The 18960-nt window shown below is 59.7% G+C and carries 18 protein-coding genes and 1 pseudogene; 12 read left to right on the plus strand and 7 right to left on the minus strand.

Features of this window, described 5'->3' with window-relative positions; all coding sequences use genetic code 11:
* Window positions 1–398 precede the first annotated feature (398 nt).
* The 7 genes and pseudogenes from PR017_RS13025 to PR017_RS13055 all read left to right on the plus strand — a co-directional run.
* Entirely contained in the window at window positions 399–740 is a 342-nt protein-coding gene (locus PR017_RS13025) for a hypothetical protein (RefSeq protein WP_111220913.1), read from the plus strand.
* Window positions 741–892: 152 nt separating this feature from the next.
* Window positions 893–1099: a hypothetical protein gene (locus PR017_RS13030; protein ID WP_111220912.1), complete on the plus strand. Its 207-nt coding sequence runs from the start codon at window positions 893–895 to the stop codon at window positions 1097–1099.
* Window positions 1100–1173: 74 nt separating this feature from the next.
* Window positions 1174–2034, plus strand: a complete 861-nt coding sequence (locus tag PR017_RS13035) for a pseudouridine synthase (protein WP_111220911.1) — start codon at window positions 1174–1176, stop codon at window positions 2032–2034.
* A gap of 6 nt (window positions 2035–2040) precedes the next feature.
* On the plus strand, window positions 2041–2721 hold the full coding sequence (locus tag PR017_RS13040) for a phosphoribosyltransferase (protein WP_111220921.1): 681 nt from the start codon (window positions 2041–2043) through the stop codon (window positions 2719–2721).
* Window positions 2722–2837: 116 nt separating this feature from the next.
* On the plus strand, window positions 2838–3791 hold the full coding sequence (locus PR017_RS13045) for a phosphoribosylaminoimidazolesuccinocarboxamide synthase (RefSeq protein WP_111220910.1): 954 nt from the start codon (window positions 2838–2840) through the stop codon (window positions 3789–3791).
* 325 nt (window positions 3792–4116) lie between these two features.
* Entirely contained in the window at window positions 4117–5550 is a 1434-nt protein-coding gene (locus PR017_RS13050; protein ID WP_111220909.1) for an efflux transporter outer membrane subunit, read from the plus strand.
* A 474-nt stretch (window positions 5551–6024) separates the two neighbouring features.
* Window positions 6025–6753, plus strand: a pseudogene (locus PR017_RS13055) (SH3 domain-containing protein); the annotation flags it as partial.
* 307 nt (window positions 6754–7060) lie between these two features.
* Here the strand turns inward: PR017_RS13055 and PR017_RS13060 are convergent.
* The 4 genes from PR017_RS13060 to PR017_RS13075 form a co-directional block, all read right to left on the minus strand.
* A complete protein-coding gene (locus PR017_RS13060) occupies window positions 7061–7303 on the minus strand; it encodes a DUF982 domain-containing protein (RefSeq protein ID WP_111220907.1) in 243 nt (80 codons plus the stop codon).
* Window positions 7304–7478: 175 nt separating this feature from the next.
* Window positions 7479–7790, minus strand: coding sequence for a hypothetical protein (locus PR017_RS13065; protein ID WP_111220906.1), 312 nt, complete (start codon window positions 7788–7790; stop codon window positions 7479–7481).
* 224 nt (window positions 7791–8014) lie between these two features.
* Window positions 8015–8203, minus strand: a complete 189-nt coding sequence (locus tag PR017_RS13070; RefSeq protein WP_111220905.1) for a hypothetical protein — start codon at window positions 8201–8203, stop codon at window positions 8015–8017.
* A gap of 132 nt (window positions 8204–8335) precedes the next feature.
* The gene (locus PR017_RS13075) at window positions 8336–8632 is read right to left on the minus strand and encodes a hypothetical protein (RefSeq protein ID WP_111220904.1); all 297 of its coding nucleotides are present in this window, start codon (window positions 8630–8632) and stop codon (window positions 8336–8338) included.
* A gap of 644 nt (window positions 8633–9276) precedes the next feature.
* On the opposite strand from PR017_RS13075, the gene PR017_RS13080 reads away from it, so the two are divergent.
* The 5 genes from PR017_RS13080 (at window position 9277) to PR017_RS13100 (ending at window position 16921) form a co-directional block, all read left to right on the plus strand.
* Complete coding sequence (locus PR017_RS13080; protein ID WP_111220903.1) at window positions 9277–11685, plus strand: transglycosylase domain-containing protein; 2409 nt, start codon at window positions 9277–9279, stop codon at window positions 11683–11685.
* Window positions 11686–11979: 294 nt separating this feature from the next.
* The gene (gene dnaK / locus PR017_RS13085; RefSeq protein WP_111220902.1) at window positions 11980–13899 is read left to right on the plus strand and encodes a molecular chaperone DnaK; all 1920 of its coding nucleotides are present in this window, start codon (window positions 11980–11982) and stop codon (window positions 13897–13899) included.
* 90 nt (window positions 13900–13989) lie between these two features.
* The gene (dnaJ, locus tag PR017_RS13090; protein ID WP_111220901.1) at window positions 13990–15129 is read left to right on the plus strand and encodes a molecular chaperone DnaJ; all 1140 of its coding nucleotides are present in this window, start codon (window positions 13990–13992) and stop codon (window positions 15127–15129) included.
* 199 nt (window positions 15130–15328) lie between these two features.
* Window positions 15329–16570: an SAM-dependent methyltransferase gene (locus PR017_RS13095; RefSeq protein ID WP_111220900.1), complete on the plus strand. Its 1242-nt coding sequence runs from the start codon at window positions 15329–15331 to the stop codon at window positions 16568–16570.
* Window positions 16571–16741: 171 nt separating this feature from the next.
* Window positions 16742–16921 carry a hypothetical protein gene (locus tag PR017_RS13100; protein WP_111220899.1) on the plus strand — a complete coding sequence of 60 codons (180 nt, stop codon included), beginning with the start codon at window positions 16742–16744 and terminating at the stop codon, window positions 16919–16921.
* 92 nt (window positions 16922–17013) lie between these two features.
* Here PR017_RS13100 and PR017_RS13105 read toward each other — a convergent pair whose 3' ends face one another.
* The 3 genes from PR017_RS13105 to PR017_RS13115 form a co-directional block, all read right to left on the minus strand.
* Window positions 17014–17289 (minus strand): metal/formaldehyde-sensitive transcriptional repressor, encoded by a 276-nt coding sequence (locus tag PR017_RS13105; RefSeq protein WP_111220898.1) that lies wholly within the window; start codon window positions 17287–17289, stop codon window positions 17014–17016.
* 30 nt (window positions 17290–17319) lie between these two features.
* Complete coding sequence (gene dmeF / locus PR017_RS13110) at window positions 17320–18276, minus strand: CDF family Co(II)/Ni(II) efflux transporter DmeF (RefSeq protein WP_111220897.1); 957 nt, start codon at window positions 18274–18276, stop codon at window positions 17320–17322.
* Window positions 18277–18392: 116 nt separating this feature from the next.
* Window positions 18393–18836: an SRPBCC family protein gene (locus PR017_RS13115; RefSeq protein ID WP_111220919.1), complete on the minus strand. Its 444-nt coding sequence runs from the start codon at window positions 18834–18836 to the stop codon at window positions 18393–18395.
* Window positions 18837–18960 lie beyond the last annotated feature (124 nt).

Below are 18960 nucleotides of genomic sequence, written 5' to 3' on the forward strand. Positions count from 1 at the left end.
CAAATCACCCCCAAAACTCTCAAGCTTCTTTTCGAAACAACAGAGCGAAGCAGTTCGTCGCCAGAAGCGCCGCCGCCCTCGTCAGTGACCGGCTTATAGGCCCTACATCCCGAAGTAGTCAACACACACCCACCAAAGTTTTTTGAAAAATTTATAACTGACTGTTTCTAAACACATATTCAGAACATCTTTATCAACACGACAAAACCAGACACCACTCGGACAGCCAAACGAAAACTACAAAACCGAAAATCTTGCCCAAATGGTCAAAATTCGACGTTCGGGAATTCTTCTTGAGATCCAGAATCCCGTCTCTTAATCAAATGGGGCTGGGATGGCGACGGAACCAAAACGCTCGTCGTGCTGTTACAGGGGCCTACGGATAAAAGGAGGCCAGCATGGCGACCACGACTGACGACATCAAGAATGGCATGACCAAGGACATCAGCGCTCTGCAGCAGGAAATCACCCGCCTTCAGAAGCTGGTGGCATCGCAGGGCTCGGAAGCCTACAGCGACTTGCGCGACAAGGCCGGCAAACTCTACGACGACGCGGCGCCCAAGGCCAAGAACGCTGTCGCCCAGATCAAGGCTGAAAGCGCCGCAGCAGCAGAAGCCGCTAAGGAGCATGCCGCTGCAACAACGACCGCCCTCGTCGTGGTCGGCCTTCTCGGCCTGGCCGCAGGGTACCTGCTGGCAGGCGCATCGCAGCCCGAACCGCAGCGTACCTGGTGGCGCTAAGCGGACTTCGGTGCAAATCGAAGGTATGAAAGATCAATACAAAGGCCTGCCCATGCGGCAGGCCTTTGTATTGAGTGCAATCCATGATTTACTGATGGCTTATACAACGCAATTCGAGGCCTAACGATAAGAAAAAAGCGCGGGAGGAAATCATGCAGACTGCCAGACCGGAAAGTATCGTCGAAGTCAGCGTCGTAAAGTCGGGCATCAGCCGGGCAGTCGGCATCATGAGCATGCGGCAGGCACTCGAACTTCCCGACATTCCGAACCTCATCTATTCCCACCCGGACCCGGCGTTGGCTGCCGCCGGCGTAGAGGTGAGCCGCGAGGACCTCGAAGCCTTCCTCAGTCATCACTGATACGGACGGGATCCATGTGGGTGGTTCCCTCCCGCCCACTGCCCGCCTACACCGTTTGCATGTAGCCGCCTGACATGCCAAACCGGCTGCAACGATACCAAGTGCAGGACGGACCGGTGAGCCAACGGCAATCTCCGCAACGACATGACCAAGGCGGTAAAAATCGCGAAACAGCGGACGGCAAACGGGTGACGCTACCCCGGGCACTGTCGAAGCTCGGCTATTGTTCGCGAACCCAGGCAGAAGCGCTGATTTCCGAAGGCCGTGTGAGTGTTGACGGCCGCACTGTGATGGACACCGCTGCCTGGGTCGATCTCGACCACACGCGAATTGCCGTCGATGGAATTGCCGTGGTGGCAGAGACGAAGGTCTATCTCATGCTCAACAAGCCGCGCGGCCTTGTGACCACGCGCCAGGATCCCGAAGGCAGGCCGACAGTCTATGATTGCCTGAAGACTTTCGACGCCCCGCACCTTTCACCGGTCGGCCGGCTCGACAAGGCCAGCGAAGGACTGCTGCTCTTCACCAACGATACTGTGCTCGCACAGGCGCTGCTCGATCCCATCACCCATGTCGCAAAAACCTACCATGTGCAGATCGACCAGCAGATGGACGAAATGCGGCTGGCGCGGATGATCTCCGGCGTCACATCCGATGGTGAATGGCTGACGGCAAGCACGGCAACGGTGCTGCGCCATGGCGATCGCAATGCATGGATAGAGGTGGAACTGCGACAAGGGCGCAACCGCCAGATCCGCCGGATGCTCGATGTGCTCGGCGTTGCCTGCCTGCGGCTGGTGCGCGTCAGTTTCGGGGATCTGCAACTCGGGGATCTCCCCAAGGGCAATGTGCGGGCTTTGACGGAGACAGAAGTGCGAGGTCTCAGGCAGGCAAGCGGCATGGAGAAGCGCAGCGAGCCCGGCCGGAGGCGCTAGACCATGATGCAGCCCGAAGACTTCTGGCAGCAGATCGATCCGCACGGGCCCGAGATGGCCGGGCCTTTCCACGACAGCTACAGCGCCGCTTTCGCCGGCGGCCGGATCAGGCTTCCGATCCGCGTGCTTGCCGATGGGCGCCACGCACTCGCGTCGCTGATCATCAATCAGGCGAGCTTTGTCGTGCAGGATGCATTGGCAAGGGCGCTCGCCGACCGGCTTTCCGGCTTTGCCATCGATGTCGTTGTCGGCCTGCCGACGCTCGGGCTGACGCTCGCCTCCGCAGTTGCCCGCCAACTCGGCCACATCAGGTACGTCCCGCTCGGAACTTCGCGGAAATTCTGGTACCGCGACGAACTGTCAGTGGATCTGTCCTCCATCACCACGCCAGATCGGAAGCGTCTGTTCATAGACCCTCGGCTCCTGCCGTTGATCGAAGGCAAGCGCGTGGCCCTGGTCGACGACGTCATCTCCAGCGGAACGTCGATCGCCGCCGGCCTCGAACTGATGACGCTATGCGGCGTCGAACCGGTGGTGATTGGCGCGGCGATGTTGCAGTCGGAGCGCTGGCGGCAGCGTCTCGGCGCGCTCGATCAGAAATGGACAGAGCGGGTTGTCGGCGTCCTGGCGACGCCTCTCCTCGAGCCGGCAGACGGCGGCGGCTGGCAGCGGCCGGCCTCGTCTTGAGCCAGTCATCCTGCCCCGCGACGGAGCGATCGCGGTTGACATCGGCGACTGGCAATTTATGGATCGGCGTACAACACGCATCCGCAAGCCGGATGCCTAGCCGATCGGTGGTCCCCTTGCGCATCCTTTCAGAAGCCCATTTTCCCGAACTGCCGAACTATTATCGCGGCAAGGTGCGGGAAAACTACGACTTGCCCGACGGCAACCGCATCATCATCAGCACGGACCGGCTGAGTGCATTCGACCGTATCCTCACCTGCATTCCTTACAAGGGCCAGGTACTGACTGAAACGGCGCGCTACTGGTTCGAGGCCACCAAGGACATCTGCCCCAACCACGTGGTTGCCTATCCTGATCCGAACGTCGTCATCGGCAAGCGGCTGGATATCCTGCCCGTCGAGATTGTCGTTCGCGGCTATCTGGCAGGCACCACGGGCACATCCATTCTGACGCTCTACAAGAAGGGCGAGCGAACCATGTACGGCACGACGCTGCCAGACGGCATGCGTGACAACCAGATCCTGCCGAAGCCGATCATCACGCCCACCAGCAAGGAATTCGACGGTGGTCACGACGCGCCGCTGACGCCCACCGAAATTATCGAGGGCGGATTGCTGACCGAACTGCAGTGGAAGACGCTGTCGGAGTATGCCTTTGCGCTCTTTGCGCGTGGCCAGCAGATGGCGCTCCAACGCGGTCTTATCCTGGTCGATACGAAATACGAGTTCGGGGTAGACGAGGCCGGCACCATCATTCTCGCCGACGAGATCCACACGCCGGATAGTAGCCGCTACTGGATTGCCGACAGTTACGAGGAAAGCTTCGCAAAAGGCACGCGCCCGGCGAGCTTCGACAAGGATTTCGTCCGCAGCTGGGTCGCCGAGCGCTGCGATCCGTATCGGGACGAAATACCTGAGATTCCTCAGGATTTGGTGGAGCAAACCTCGAAAGTCTATATCGCCGCCTTTGAGGCTATAACGGCCACCCGCTTTGTCCCTGACGATCGTGGCGAGACGCCGCTGGCACGGGTTCGCGCAAGTTTGGCCAGCTATTTTCCGAAATCAGCATGAACGGTCTTGTAATTCTACAACCGTCATTGTCCGAGCCAAAAGGTAACGCGAGTCGACCCGACAAGGTCGCGGCGACCGGCGGACAGGGTATGCTTTTTGCAACACTTGGAAAAAATCGTTGACGCAAGAGGCCGTTTCACACCTCTGTGTGATCAATCACGTCTTAGAATCTGGCAGAGGGACTGTGATCTTGCAGATGCGATTGCTAGATTGTCGCGACTTACGACTACCCGTTTGCGGACCGTGAATGTGTATGATCTTGATACGGAGTTATGAAAACTTCGTTAACACGCTGATAGTAATTAGAATTGTGGGAAATAAAGTGATGGTTTCCATTCGTACAGCTGCTCCTGCCCTGCTGCTTATCCTGGCAGGTTGCGTCAGCGGCCCAGATCATAAGCCGCCGGTGATGCCTCTGCCGGCGAAATTCTCGGAAGGCGGTACGAAGTCGAACGATGACGTTTCCAGCCGCAAGTGGTGGACAGATTACCATGACACTAAGCTTGACGGCCTGGTTAACATAGGTCTCGCCCAGAATGTTTCCATCCTTTCGTCCATCGAAGCAACCGTCGCCTATGAAGGCGATGTCACGGTCGCCGGCGCAGGGGGCCTCCCCAGCCTAACAGGCACTGCAGCGCAGACGATGAGCGGCCAGAAGGGCAAGCTGCGCACAGCGCAGGCAACGCAGCACACCAGCAGCGGCGAATTGACGGCTTCCTGGCTTCTCGACTTGTTCGGACAATATCGTCGTGCCCGCGAAGGCGCACTCGACACGCTCGATGCAGCCTACGCCACCGTCGATGTCACCCGTCTGGCCTATCTGCAGGATCTGGTGACCAGCTACATCACGGCTCGCTACTATCAGGCCCTGATCGGCGTCGCCAACGAGAACCTCAAGTCCCGCCGCGAGACACTCGAACTGACGAAGTTCCAGCTGCAGGCCGGCGCCGCATCACGTCTTGACGTGGTTCAGGCCGAGGGCCTCGTCAACTCGTCGCTCTCCGAACTGCCGCCGAACGAAATCGCCTTCCGCAAGCAGGTGCATCACATCGCTACCCTGCTGAACGTCCCTTCGGCCACCGTCATTGCCGAAATGCAGTCGTCGACCGGACAGCCCGTATTTCGTGGCAGCGTGACAACCGGCGTTCCCGCCGATCTCGTCCGCAACCGTCCCGATATCCGCAAGGCCGAACGTCAGCTGGCAGCAGCCACAGCCCAAATCGGCGTTGCCGAAGCGCAGCTCTACCCGAGCATTTCGCTGAGCGGTTCGATCTCGCCTTCCTACATCAAATCAGGCAGCACGAAGGGTGGCCTCACGACCTGGTCGTTCGGCCCCACGCTCAACCTGCCGATCTTCGACGGCGGCCTGTTGCGCGCCAACGTCAAGATCGCCGAATCGAACGCCCGTGCGGCGTATCTCTCGTGGAAGTCGACGGTGTTGTCGGCTGTCGAGGATGTCGAGAACGCACTTTCGGCCGTTACCCGCGATGCACAGACGATCTCGGCGCTGCGTGCGCAGGTCAAATCCTACCGCGAGGCGCTGCAGCTTTCGACTGCTAGCTACAAGGATGGCGCATCTTCGCTGCTAGACGTCATCACCGCGCAGCTTCAGGTCACTTCGGCACAGGAGAGCCTTGCCGCTGCCGTGCAGACCAGTGCAGCCGACTATGTGTCGCTCAACGTTGCGATCGGTGCAGGCTATGTCGCAGCCAGCCCGGACAAGGTTACTCCGGTGACGTTAGCCTCAAAGAAGATGTAAGTTCGAACAGGGCGTCGTCGCCCAAACTTTGTTACACATTGAAACCGCCGCAGCACCGCTTGCGGCGGTTTCATTTTGGGGGAGGCAATCTGACGGCGGGCTGTTGGCTGATCCTGGCTGTATGAGCAATACAATACGCCAAAACGACAAAAAGGCCGGAACGATCCGGCCTTTCGTCACCTGCTTCGAAACAATGCCAGTACATCCGTGGTCAAAGCAAAAGCAGATTTGCACATAGTCTGGGCGCGATAGGTTAACAAAAGGTTAACGCTGTCCCGCCTTTGCCACTGGGAGCGTTGCTCCCCGGGCCTTTTTATCGATATGTGGCTGCAAAGTAGATGGTTTGGCAGGACGCGCATTTCAAGATGGAAGTGCCGTTCCGCGTTCAAGTTACGTTCATGCATCTATTCTTACAAGACGAAAGAAAGCAGCCTCTCGAATCATTGGCTGCAAGACGTCCCACGGAGGAGACACATGAGGAAACTACTTCTGGCCACCGCAGCCCTGGGCAGCGTGTTGGTCTTGCCGGCGATAGCCGAGGCTGCCTCGGGCTTCTCGACGGCGAATGTCAACATGCGTTCCGGACCGAGCACCGCCTATCCAGCAGTGACGCTCATCCCGATTGGCGCGCCACTCCGGATAAATGGTTGCCTTGCCGACCTCCCTTGGTGCGACGTCTCGTTTGACGGTGGTCGCGGTTGGGTCGCAGGCCGTTATGTCCAGGCGGTCTACCAGCAGCGGCGTATCTATGTCGGCCCGCAATATTACCGTCCGCTCGGCATCCCGACAATCACCTTCGATCTCGACAACTACTGGGACCGCAACTATCGCGGCCGGGATTTCTACCGCGACCGTGATCGCTGGGCGCAGGGTCCGGACTGGCAGCGCAATGGTGGCCAGCCGATCTATCGCCGGCCACCACCGCCGCCGGTTTACGATCCTGAGGACGATGACCAGGGTAACTGGCAGAGGCGCCACCAGCGCCAGCCAGACTACGGCGACAACTACCAGGGCGATGACACTCCGCCACCCCGCCACCGTCCGCGTTATGGCGACAGCGATGCTGGCCAGCGCTATGGCGACCCCGACCAGGGCAACTTCGACGGCGACAACAACCAGCCGCCGCGCAGGCGCCAGCAGCAGAATCAGCAAGATCAGCAGCAGCAACGCCCTCAGCGTGATCAGCCTCCACAAGGCCAGCCACCGCGTCAGCCGCAGCCGCAGCCACAGCAGCCGCAACCTCAGCCTCCGCAACAGCCTGCTCCGCCGCCGCCGCGTGCTCAGCCCGAGGCCCCTCGCCCGCAACCACAGCCGCAGGCTCAGCAGCCGGGCAATAGCGAGCCGCCGCGCGTCATTCGTCGCAATGATGGTCAGGTCATAGTGTGCCCGGACGGTGGCTCCGCCTGCAACGAGCCGCATTCGTCGCACAACTGAGTACTGAAGATACAGGGGGCCTCTCGGAGGCCTCCTGTCATGCCCAATCCGCGAGGAGCGTCCGCTTAGGTCCGCTTCAGTGTGTTGTCAGGTCTGCTTCACGCGTTGCCGACATAAAGATCTCACGAGCTTCCTCGGCCGACCGCCGGCCTGCTATCGCCGCGCGGCATACACTGCGCGCAGCCACATAGAGAGGCCCGCGCCGATCCGGCCACATGTCCATCAGGCAGTGCAACGCATCGGATGGACCACTGACCACCCGGGCGTCATCCTGACTGAAACCCACTTCTACCGGATTGCTCCATTTAACGTGTCGCATGAGCCTGTCTCCTCCTGACCTATGCCTGCGCGTTCATCCTCCTCGATGACGTGCAAATGACATTGTCCATTAGTCCCGATAAAAACACAACCGGTGAAATACGGGGGAGCTGCGCAGCAACGCTTGGCCATTCGAAGGACCAGATCGCGAAGTTGTAAGGTTGAAAAGGCGGGCTTCAGAAATTTCCTCTTGCACCATCGGCGGTCAGCATCTTGAAGTTGGTCCCATCGGTCAGGATTTTGGCGCAACCGGTGCTGCCATTCGGCGATCGGATGCAAATGCTGCCGTTAGACACCTTGTAGCCCTTGCTGCTGCCTTCCTTGTAGGTGAAGCCATTGGCGTTGGTTTTGCCGGCAGCGTTCGGACCGAGATGCTTGACGATTTCAGCCTTGGTTGCCGAACGAAGCTCGGCGGAGGAAGCTGGGACGGATAGCGCACACAGGGATAAGGAACCTGCGACGAACAGGTTGGCAATTTTCGCGATCATGATGACATAGACCTCTTGGGAAGCAGGACGGTGCTGCAGCGGCGGCAGTCCGAACAGGACGCCAACTCATGCCAAAAATACAGAGGGCCGTGAGATGTGCAATGCAGTTGTTGATTTTTGCAGTGCAAAAATTGTTTCTGGAGCTGCCGGCGAAGGCAAGGTTCATATCCAGACATTGCTCGGGCGGCACGTGCCGCCCGACTGGGAAATTTGTCAATCGTCGGTTAGATCGCCGTATTCGAGTCTGGCCGGGCCATTGCGGCAACGGGATCGTTTGGGTTCAGGTCGTCTTCCGGCTGGATTATCGGGGGCACGGCCGGCTTTTCCTGGGTCCGGTCGGGGATACCTGGCGTGAATGTCGGGCCACGCGGTGTTTCAGCGTCTGGCTGCGGAAGAGGATCGCGATTAGGCATGGATTTCTCCTTTATCAACTAACGGCACTGGGACTAACGACACCACCAGCCATTCGTTCCGCCGTACAAAAGAAATCTGGAATCCATTTCTTCTAACGAGAAAAGAGCCCCGCAGGGCTCTTTTCAGATGTATTACAGGCGAATGATGACGCCGTTGCGGCGGTGATGGCGCTGCCATTCGCGGCGGTTGTGGTATCCGCGATCACGGCGCCACTCTCCGCGGCCATGGCGGAATTCGCGGCGATCGTGGCGCCAGTTCCGGCGCTCATGGCGATCGTGGCGCCAGCGCTCGTCCCGGACCTGTACCACGTCAGAAGACTGTGTGATCTGGACTGGCGCCATCGGCGCGGCAGATACTGGAGCGGATACGGCAAACAGTGAGCCCAAGGCCATGGACGCAGTCAGAAACGCGGTGGCAAAAATTTTCATATTCGATCCCTCATTGAACAAAAAACATGCAGTCGCTTACCAAATGCGCGAGCAGCGTTTGTGTTCCACAAGGAACAGATGAGATATCAAGTCTCGGAGATACGGATACCGGCATGGGCAGCAGCCACGCGGTACCGCAAAGTGTCTGCACCCTGCAGCGCCAGTGAAAATTACAAACCGATCCGCATCCCGACGAAGAGAATGGGGAGTGCCGCGATCATGCAGGTGATCGCTAGAGCCGCAGCAAACTTGTGCAGTTGCGCCCGCCTCGCCCTACGCTCGTCCCACTCGATATTCATCGACCGCCCCTCGGTTGCACAGAATGCAAATCAAACATCGAACATGCAGGAAGTCGAGTGGGGCCACGCTCAAAGATCTTGACTCTACGACACAGAACGGGAGCGTTCATTGCGCGGAGAGGTAGAGGCATAACTGAAGAGAGCAGTTCGGCTTGCCGATCAAATAGCAAACCTCCGACCACAAACTGTTGATCGGGATATGGAAAACCCGTGCCGCCTTTAACATCCCCTTAAATCGCCGCATTTAAAGTTCAACCGAAAGCTGGGTCGCGGGGCGCCTTTTGACAGGCAATTTGCCTGTCGGCCTGCGTGCAGCATCATCACCGAAGGGTTGACCGGTCCGCAATGGCAGGAAAAGGCAGATCAGGTCAGCGCATCGAACCGTCCTTCGCCGGCAAGCCCGACCGCGATGACGACGAGCTGACGATCGACGCTGAAGATCGCATAGTCGGCCGCTCGCCCGCAAAGGGTTCCGGCAAGGCACGCGAGAAATATCCCAAGGGTCGAAAGACCGCCCGGAGCGGGCGTGGCGGAGGCCACAAGAGACCGCAGCGCCGCGAAGGCATCGGCTTCATAGGCCTTATCCGACGGCTGATATACTGGTGTCTGGTGCTGGCCTTGTGGGGTGGCATAGGCGTTGCCGGCATTGTCCTCTACTACGGGTCGCGCATGCCGAGCGCCAGCACGTGGCAGATCCCGGCCCGTCCACCCAATGTCAAGATCAACGCCATGGACGGCACGTCGCTCGCCAACCGCGGCGCGACCGGCGGCGAGGCCCTAGCGCTCGAGGACATGTCTCCGTTTATTCCAGAGGCCATCGTCGCCATCGAGGACCGGCGGTTCTATTCGCATTTCGGCGTCGACCCCATCGGCCTAGCCCGCGCGTTCACGACCAACCTGCTGACCGGCCATACCGTCCAGGGTGGATCGACCCTGACGCAGCAACTGGCCAAGAACCTGTTTCTGTCGCCCGACAGGACAATGGAGCGCAAGGTCCAGGAAGTGTTGCTCGCCCTCTGGCTGGAGCACACCTACACCAAGGACCAGATCCTCGCGATGTACCTCAACCGCGTGTTCTTCGGCTCGAACGCCTTTGGCGTCGAGGCCGCGTCACGTCGCTATTTCAACAAATCCGCCCGTGATGTGAACCTCGGCGAAGCCGCGATGCTGGCCGGCCTCGTCAAGGCGCCGTCGAAACTGTCGCCGATCCGCGATCCAGCGGCAGCCCATGCTCGCCAGCAAGTCGTGCTGCAAGCGATGCGCGACCAGGGCTATGTCACGGACGCAGATATCAAGACGGCACTGGCAGCCCCTCCGACCCGCGCCAAGAGTTTCTGGAACGGCGCACAGAATTATGCGGCCGACATGGTGATGGACCAGCTGCCGGGCCTGATCGGCCAGATCAAGGAAGATGTCGTCGTCGAGACCACCATCGACATGGCGATGGAGGCCAAGGCCGAACAAGCGCTGGGCGACGTGCTCGATCATGATGGCAAGAAGCTCGACGCCTCGCAGGCAGCGTTGATCTCGGTGGACGGAACAGGCGCCATCCGCGCCATGGTCGGCGGTCGCGACTATGCCGAGAGCCAGTACAACCGCGCTGTCACAGCCAAACGCCAGCCGGGATCGGCCTTCAAGCCCTTCGTCTACGCGGCGGCGATGGAAATGGGCCTGACGCCGACATCCGTGCGCAATGATGCGCCTATCAAGATCGGAAACTGGACGCCGGAGAACTACGAGCAGAAATATTCCGGCGTCGTGACGCTGGCGACGGCCCTCGCCCATTCTCTCAACACCATCGCAGCCCAGCTGGTGATGGAGGTCGGCCCGCCGAACGTGATCAAGCTCGCCCATCGCCTCGGCATCGATTCAGAACTGCAGGACAATGCCTCGATCGCGCTTGGAACATCCGAAGTGTCGCTGCTGGAGCTGACATCCTCTTATGCCGCCTTCATGAACGGCGGCTACAAGGCCACGCCGCACGTCATCACCAAGGTGACGTCTGCCTCCGGCAAGGTGCTTTATACCGCGAATTTCAGCGATCCGCCCCGCGTCCTCAGCCCCAGCGTCGTTACCAACATGAACTACATGATGGAAGGTGTGATGGCATCGGGCACCGGCAAGGCGGCCAGGATTCCGGGCTGGCAGACGGCCGGCAAGTCCGGCACGACGCAATCCTTCCGCGACGCCCTCTTCGTAGGCTTTACCAACGACTTCACGACAGGCGTCTGGTTCGGCAACGACGACGGCAAGTCGATGAAGAAGGTCACCGGCGGCAGCCTGCCCGCAAAGGCGTGGAAGGAATTCATGATCGCGGCGCACAAGGGCCTGACGCCGGCACCGCTGTTTGGCGGCGGCCAGATGATCGATGGCAGCATGCCGATGGCGCAGTCAGGCGGCGATGCCGGCGACCAGTCGACGATCTCGGGCATCATCTCCGGCGTGCTTGGCGGCCCGACAACCGGCAACATTCCCCCGAAGACGCCAGCGGCAGCAGCCAATTCTCCAGCCGGCACCTATCCTCCGGCGCCCGCCAACCCGGCAGTCTCGGCAAGACCCACTGCGGCGCCCCAGCAGGCACCGGCTGCTGTCGCCAACAATGACGAACCGGTCGACATGCCACCCGTCGGGCCCGGCGCGGACAGCAATCCCTATGCCTCGCAAAGCCCTACACCGCCTGCCGATATCGGCGAATCGCCGTCGGATGCGCGGCCACGCCGAACCACCTTGCTCGACTATCTCATGGGCCGATAACACCTCTTGACGTTTGATTTGGCCGTTGCCACTTGCAGGATGGACTAAGGGCTGGTCTGATGCCGGTTCACGCCTCTTTCCGGGGTTGCCGTCAGAAGCTGCAACACCTTGAAATAAAGCGTGGGCTTTGCCGGATTCCGCTTCATTTCGAGCCTTGCAGTCCGCAAAATCGCTACTTATATAGCCGACATCACCGCAGCTATGACTGCGCAAACCGCAAGACTATCCCGTAAGGGGCTGTCCCAGAAATGCCTGACAGGGGTTTCGACAGTCTGCTTCAATGGAGAGAATGACATGGCAAAAGTAATTGGTATCGACCTTGGAACGACAAATTCCTGCGTATCCGTCATGGACGGGAAGGACGCCAAGGTCATCGAGAACGCCGAAGGCGCACGCACGACCCCATCTATGGTCGCTTTCTCCGAAGATGGCGAACGCCTCGTCGGTCAGCCGGCCAAGCGCCAGGCGGTGACCAACCCCACGAACACACTCTTCGCTGTCAAGCGCCTGATTGGCCGCCGCTTCGAAGATCCGACTGTTGGCAAGGACAAGGACCTCGTCCCTTTCAACATCGTCAAGGGCGATAACGGCGACGCATGGGTCGAAGCCAACGGCAAGGGCTATTCCCCTGCACAGATTTCCGCGATGATCCTTCAGAAGATGAAGGAAACGGCTGAAGCCTACCTCGGCGAGAAGGTCACCCAGGCCGTTATCACCGTACCAGCCTACTTCAACGACGCACAGCGCCAGGCAACCAAGGACGCAGGCCGCATCGCCGGCCTTGAAGTTCTGCGCATCATCAACGAGCCGACGGCAGCAGCACTTGCCTACGGTCTCGACAAGAAGGAAGGCAAGACCATTGCCGTCTACGACTTGGGCGGTGGTACGTTCGATATCTCGATCCTCGAAATCGGTGATGGCGTCTTCGAAGTGAAGTCGACCAACGGCGACACCTTCCTCGGCGGCGAAGATTTCGACATGCGCCTCGTCGAATACCTTGTCGGCGAATTCAAGCGCGACAACGGCATCGACCTCAAGGGCGACAAGCTGGCCCTGCAGCGCCTGAAGGAAGCCGCTGAAAAGGCGAAGATCGAACTCTCCTCGTCGCAGCAGACCGAAATCAACCTGCCTTTCATCACTGCTGACGCGACCGGCCCGAAGCATCTGACGCTGAAGCTGACCCGCGCAAAGCTGGAAAGCCTGGTCGACGACCTGGTCCAGCGCACCGTCGCACCGTGCAAGGCAGCCCTGAAGGATGCTGGCGTGACTGCGGCCGAGATCGACGAAGTCGTTTTGGTCGGCGGTATGAGCCGCATGCCTAAGGTCCAGGAAATCGTCAAGCAGCTGTTCGGCAAGGAGCCTCATAAGGGCGTCAACCCTGACGAAGTCGTTGCCATGGGCGCGGCCATTCAGGGCGGCGTTCTGCAGGGCGACGTCAAGGACGTCTTGCTGCTCGACGTGACCCCGCTGTCGCTCGGTATCGAAACCCTCGGTGGTGTGTTCACGCGCCTGATCGAGCGTAACACGACGATCCCGACCAAGAAGAGCCAGACCTTCTCGACCGCAGACGACAACCAGTCGGCCGTAACGATCCGCGTTTCCCAGGGCGAGCGCGAAATGGCGCAGGACAACAAGTTGCTCGGCCAGTTCGACCTCGTCGGCCTGCCCCCGTCGCCACGCGGCGTTCCCCAGATCGAAGTCACCTTCGATATCGACGCCAATGGCATTGTTCAGGTTTCGGCCAAGGACAAGGGCACTGGCAAGGAACAGCAGATCCGCATCCAGGCTTCGGGTGGTCTTTCCGACGCCGAGATCGAAAAGATGGTCAAGGACGCCGAAGCCAACGCCGAAACCGACAAGAAGCGTCGTGACGGTGTCGAAGCCAAGAACCAGGCAGAAAGCCTGATCCACTCCAGCGAGAAGTCGCTGAAGGACTTCGGCGACAAGGTTTCGGAAGCCGACCGTACGGCGATTGCCGATGCGATTGCCGCCCTGAAGAGCGCAACCGAAGCCTCCGAGCCGGACGCCGAGGACATCAAGGCGAAGACCCAGACGTTGATGGAATCCTCAATGAAGCTCGGCCAGGCGATCTACGAATCGCAGCAGGGTGGCGATGAGGCAGCAGCAGCCGATGCAGCAAGGCACTCTGCCGCTGACGACCATGTCGTCGACGCCGACTACGAGGAAATCAAGGACGACAAGAAGTCCGCATAAGTCACAAGCGCAAGCCGAAACGGTTTTGCGGAAACTTAAGTCCGGCTGCCTCTTGGCAGCCGGAAATCCATTTCCGGGGTCTAATCCTGCATGGCTAAAGCAGACTATTACGAAATTCTCGGTGTCTCGCGCTCTGCGGACGACAAAGAGCTCAAATCTGCGTTTCGCAAATTGGCAATGGTGCATCACCCCGACAAAAACCCGGGTGATCACGAAGCCGAACGCAAGTTCAAGGAATTGAACGAAGCCTACGAGATGCTGAAGGATCCGCAAAAGCGGGCAGCCTATGATCGATACGGCCACGCGGCCTTCGAACATGGCGGCATGGGCAATGCCGGCGGCGGAATGGGCGGCGGCGGCGGTTTCTCCGACATCTTCGAAGACATCTTCGGCGAGATGATGGGTGGTGGGCGCCAGCGCCAGCGCTCGTCCGGCGGCCGCGAACGCGGTGCCGACCTTCGCTACAACATGGAAATCTCGCTCGAGGAAGCTTTTGCCGGCAAAACCGCGCAGATCCGAGTTCCGACTTCTATAACCTGCGACGTCTGTTCGGGCTCGGGCGCCAAGCCCGGCACCCAACCAAAGACCTGCTCGACCTGCCAAGGCTCCGGCCGCGTGCGCGCAGCCCAGGGATTCTTCTCGATCGAACGTACCTGCCCGACCTGCCACGGCCGCGGCCAGATCATTCCCGATCCCTGCACCAAGTGTCAGGGTCAGGGTCGCGTTACCGAGGAACGCTCGCTGTCGGTCAACATTCCCGCCGGCATCGAGGACGGCACCCGCATCCGCCTGCAAGGGGAAGGCGAAGCCGGCACGCGCGGCGGCCCTGCCGGCGACCTCTATATGTTCTTGTCTGTCAAACCGCACGAATTCTTCCAGCGCGACGGCGCAGACCTCTATTGCGCCGTGCCGATTTCCATGACGACCGCAGCACTCGGCGGCACCATCGACGTGGCGACGCTTGATGGCACGAAATCGCGTGTCACCGTTCCCGAGGGCACGCAGGCCGGCAAGCAATTCCGGCTGAAGGCCAAGGGCATGCCCGTTCTTCGCTCGGCCCAAGTCGGCGACCTCTATATCCAGGTGCAGATCGAGACTCCGCAGAAGCTAACCAAGCGTCAGCGCGAGCTGCTGCAGGAGTTCGAACAGATATCTTCACAGGATAACAATCCCGAATCGACAGGCTTCTTCGCCCGCATGAAGGATTTCTTCGACACGCTCAGCGAATAGGCATCTCGGCCGGATTGTGAGACTTGAAGTCGGTTGCGGAAACGCTGCCGGCTTCGCTCGTTCAGGCGAAGAAGCTTTGGGAGCGGCAGGCTGGTTTCTGTGTCACAATACCTCTCGCCTTTTTCGTCAACCCAATGATAGGATATCCTAATTGGGCCCGGCAACGCAGCCGTGGCGGTGGTTTGACGAGAGAAAATGCATGTTTCCGCTTTCGCATATGATGAAGGCTTTTATCCGCAAGGGCCGGCTGACGGTCATCGACGCAGACGGCAAGCGCCACGTATTTTCAGGCACCGAAGGCCCCCACGTTACGATGCGGCTGACGGACAAAAAGCTTTATAGGACACTGGTCTTCAACGCCGAGCTTGCTGCCGGCGAGGCCTATATGGATGGCACCATGCGCTTCGAGGACGGCTCGACATTGCGCGACTTCCTCACGCTGTTCTCGATCAACCGGCTGTCGCTCGGCTCCTACCCGATCCAGAAGATCCTGCGTGCCATCAAGATGAGGTTCCGCAAGCGCCAGCAATCCAACAGGAAGGGCCAGGCGCAACAGAACGTCGCCCACCACTACGATATCGGAAACGAGTTCTACAAACTCTTCCTCGACGAAAACATGCTCTATTCCTGCGCTTATTTCCGCGAGCCAAGCGAAACGCTGGAGCAGGCGCAGCGCAACAAGCTCAGGCTGCTGGCCAGCAAGCTCGGCCTGAAACCGGGCATGAAAGTCCTCGATATCGGCTGCGGCTGGGGCGATCTGGCGCTTTATCTTGCCAAGCTGGAAGACATCGAGGTTCTCGGCGTCACCCTATCGCGCGAACAGCAGGCCCTTGCCACCGAGCGGGCACGCAAGGCAGGCCTTGGCGACCGCGTCACCTTCGAGTTGCGCGACTACCGCGATGTCACCGAGTCCTTCGATCGTATCGTCTCGGTCGGCATGTTCGAGCACGTCGGCGTCCATCATTACGACGAGTTCTTTGCCAAGCTGAATTCACTGATGCCGGACGATGGTGTTGCCGTGCTGCACTCCATCGGCCATATGAGCCCACCCGGCATGGCCAGCGCCTGGCTGCGGAAATACATCTTCCCCGGCGCCTATTCGCCGGCGCTGTCAGAAGTGTTCGAGGTCGTAGAGCGCAACAGCCTTTGGGTGACCGACCTCGAGTTCCTGCGGGTGCATTACGCGACGACGCTGCAGCATTGGGCATCCCGCTTCGAGGCGAACCGCGACAAGGTAGTGGCGCTCTACGACGAGCGTTTCGCCCGGATGTGGGAATTCTACCTGATCAGCGCCGAGATGATGTTCCGCACGGGAAGCCAGCTCGTGTTCCACATGCAGCTATCCCGCTCCCGCGATGCCGCCCCCATCGTCCGCGACTACATCACCGACCAGCAGCGAGCCTACATCGAGAAGGAGAAGACTCTCGATATGACCGTTTAGGCGCTCTCCTGCGAGTTTCGGCTGGGCGAAGTGCATGCCCACGCCGGCAGTCGGCTGAGGCAGTTCGCGAGCGGAAACATTCCAGCCACGATTTCACCACCGTAATGTCAACTGGCTGACACCCGGTTGTAATGCTCCCCGTCTATCCCTTCGGCAAACGAGGAGATCGCTATGCACGCCACCGAATTGACCATGTCCGAGATGTTGAGAGACCCGATGATCCGCCTGATGCTGCGCGCCGACCGGGTGCCGTTGGGCGAGTTCGCAAAACTCCTGGAAGAAGCGGCAAGCGCCCGGACAAAGGGCCGGCAGGAAGATGCCCAACCCTCGCGGCCACCGCTTGCACATTGAAGTAAGCAGGAGGCAGTCCCATAATTTTGGGTGACCCGACACGCAGAATGAGCATACACCGGGGGAGAAGAAGTCCCCCTCACCGCGCGCTGCTATTTCAGATAGGTGCGCACGACATCGATGAGTTCCGCCGCGCCTTCCTCACGCTCCGCTTGGCGGAGGTCCGCTGCCGCAAGGTGCATGCGGATGTGATCTTCCATCACCTCGCCCATCAGGCCATTGATCGCACCGCGGACGCCGGCGATCAACTGCATAACCTCTTCACAGCCTTTTTCGTCCTCCAGCATCCGTTCGACGCCTTCCATCTGGCCACGGATACGCCGCACCCGGTTGATGAGTTTCTGCTTTTCACGGATCGTGTGGCTCATTTGACTGCCCTCCCGGCGACGCTTCGGTGCTCAGGCCGCACGAGCTTCGACCTCGACCGTCACATGCGAAAGATCGTCGATCGCAGCCAGTTTTTCACGGTAGTAGGACGGCGCGTGCGGATTATCGGCAACGATCGAGACGATGGCGCCGTGATGGCCGGGCCCGAGCTGCCAGACGTGAAGATCGAGGATCTCCACCCCCTCCCGCGTCATGATATCCTTGATTTCCTCCGGCAGGTCCTCGTCATCGGTCTGGTAATCGAGCAGAACGCGCCCGCTGTCGCGGACAAGCACCCAGGACCAGCGGGCGATTACGATACCGCCGACGATGCCGATGGCGGGGTCAAGCCAGAGCCAGCCATAGATGCTGCCGAGCACGAGCGCGCCTATCGCCAGAACAGATGTCAGCGCATCCGCCAGCACATGCACGTAGGCCGCGCGCAGGTTCTGATCCTTACCCCCATGCCCATGATGTCCGGCATGGTCATGGGAATGGTGGTGGCCATGGCTATGATGGTGATCGTCCCTGAGAAGCCATGCGCAGACGATATTGACGAGCAGGCCGACCACGGCCACGAAGATCGCCTCTTGGAAGTTGATGGAAACCGGCGATCGCAGGCGCAAGAAACTTTCCCACGCAATCATAAGAGCGATCAGCGCCAGTACAACCGCGCTGGCAAAGCCCGCGAGATCGCCGAGCTTGCCGGTACCGAAGGAAAACCGCGGATTATTGGCGTGCCTGCGGGCGTAAAGATAGGCCAGCGCGGCGATCAGCATGGCTGCAGCATGCGTGGACATATGCCAGCCATCCGCCACCAGCGCCATAGAGCCGAACATATTCCCAGCAACGATCTCGATCACCATCATCGATGCCGTGATGGCAATGACGAGCCAGGTGCGACGCTCGTTGCGAGCATGATTTTCACCGAGAAACAAATGGTCATGGGCAGCGCCCAACGTGCGGCCGTGATCGTGCGACAGGGTCATGTTCGAAAATTCCTGATTGGTAGCATAGGGGGGTACCCTATCTGGCGCGTAGCCGCAAGATTGAGCCGAGGCCTCTGTCGTGGCCCGATGCCTTACATCCCTTGAGACCTCGATCACTAATCGGCGATATCGGGTTCAACGAGCTTTGCCAGATTACGGAGGGATTCCTGCCAGCCGAGATAGCACATCTCGACCGGAATAACGTCGGGAATGCCTGCCTGAACGATCACCAGTTCGATGCCGACGGACACCGTCTTCAAGACGACAGTGACCTCCATCTCGCCGGGCAGGTTTGGATCTTCGAAACTGTCCGTGTAACGAAGCCGCTGATTTTCAACCAGTTCTTTGTATTCGCCGCCGAAGCTGATGCTTTTGCCGCTTGAGAAATTGCGAAAGGATAGCCTGAATCTACCGCCAACGCGCGGCTCAAGGTGATGCACCGTACATGCAAAGCCATTGGGCGGGAGCCACTTTGCCAGCGCGTCCGCTTCGAGAAAGGCGCGATAGACTTTGTCCGGGTTGGTCGCCAGCACGCGGTGCAGATTTACACTATTCGGCATGATCATCCCCCCTCAGGCCTGCTAGACTGCCATCATAGACGCGAATATTCGATTGCCAACATCCCTTTTGGATAGGCCCCCTTCCCAACAAAACGCCTGTCCCACAACAAGCCTCCCAGCCGAC

It is taken from the genome of Rhizobium tumorigenes, assembly GCF_003240565.2.
Taxonomy (GTDB): Bacteria; Pseudomonadota; Alphaproteobacteria; order Rhizobiales; family Rhizobiaceae; genus Rhizobium; species Rhizobium tumorigenes.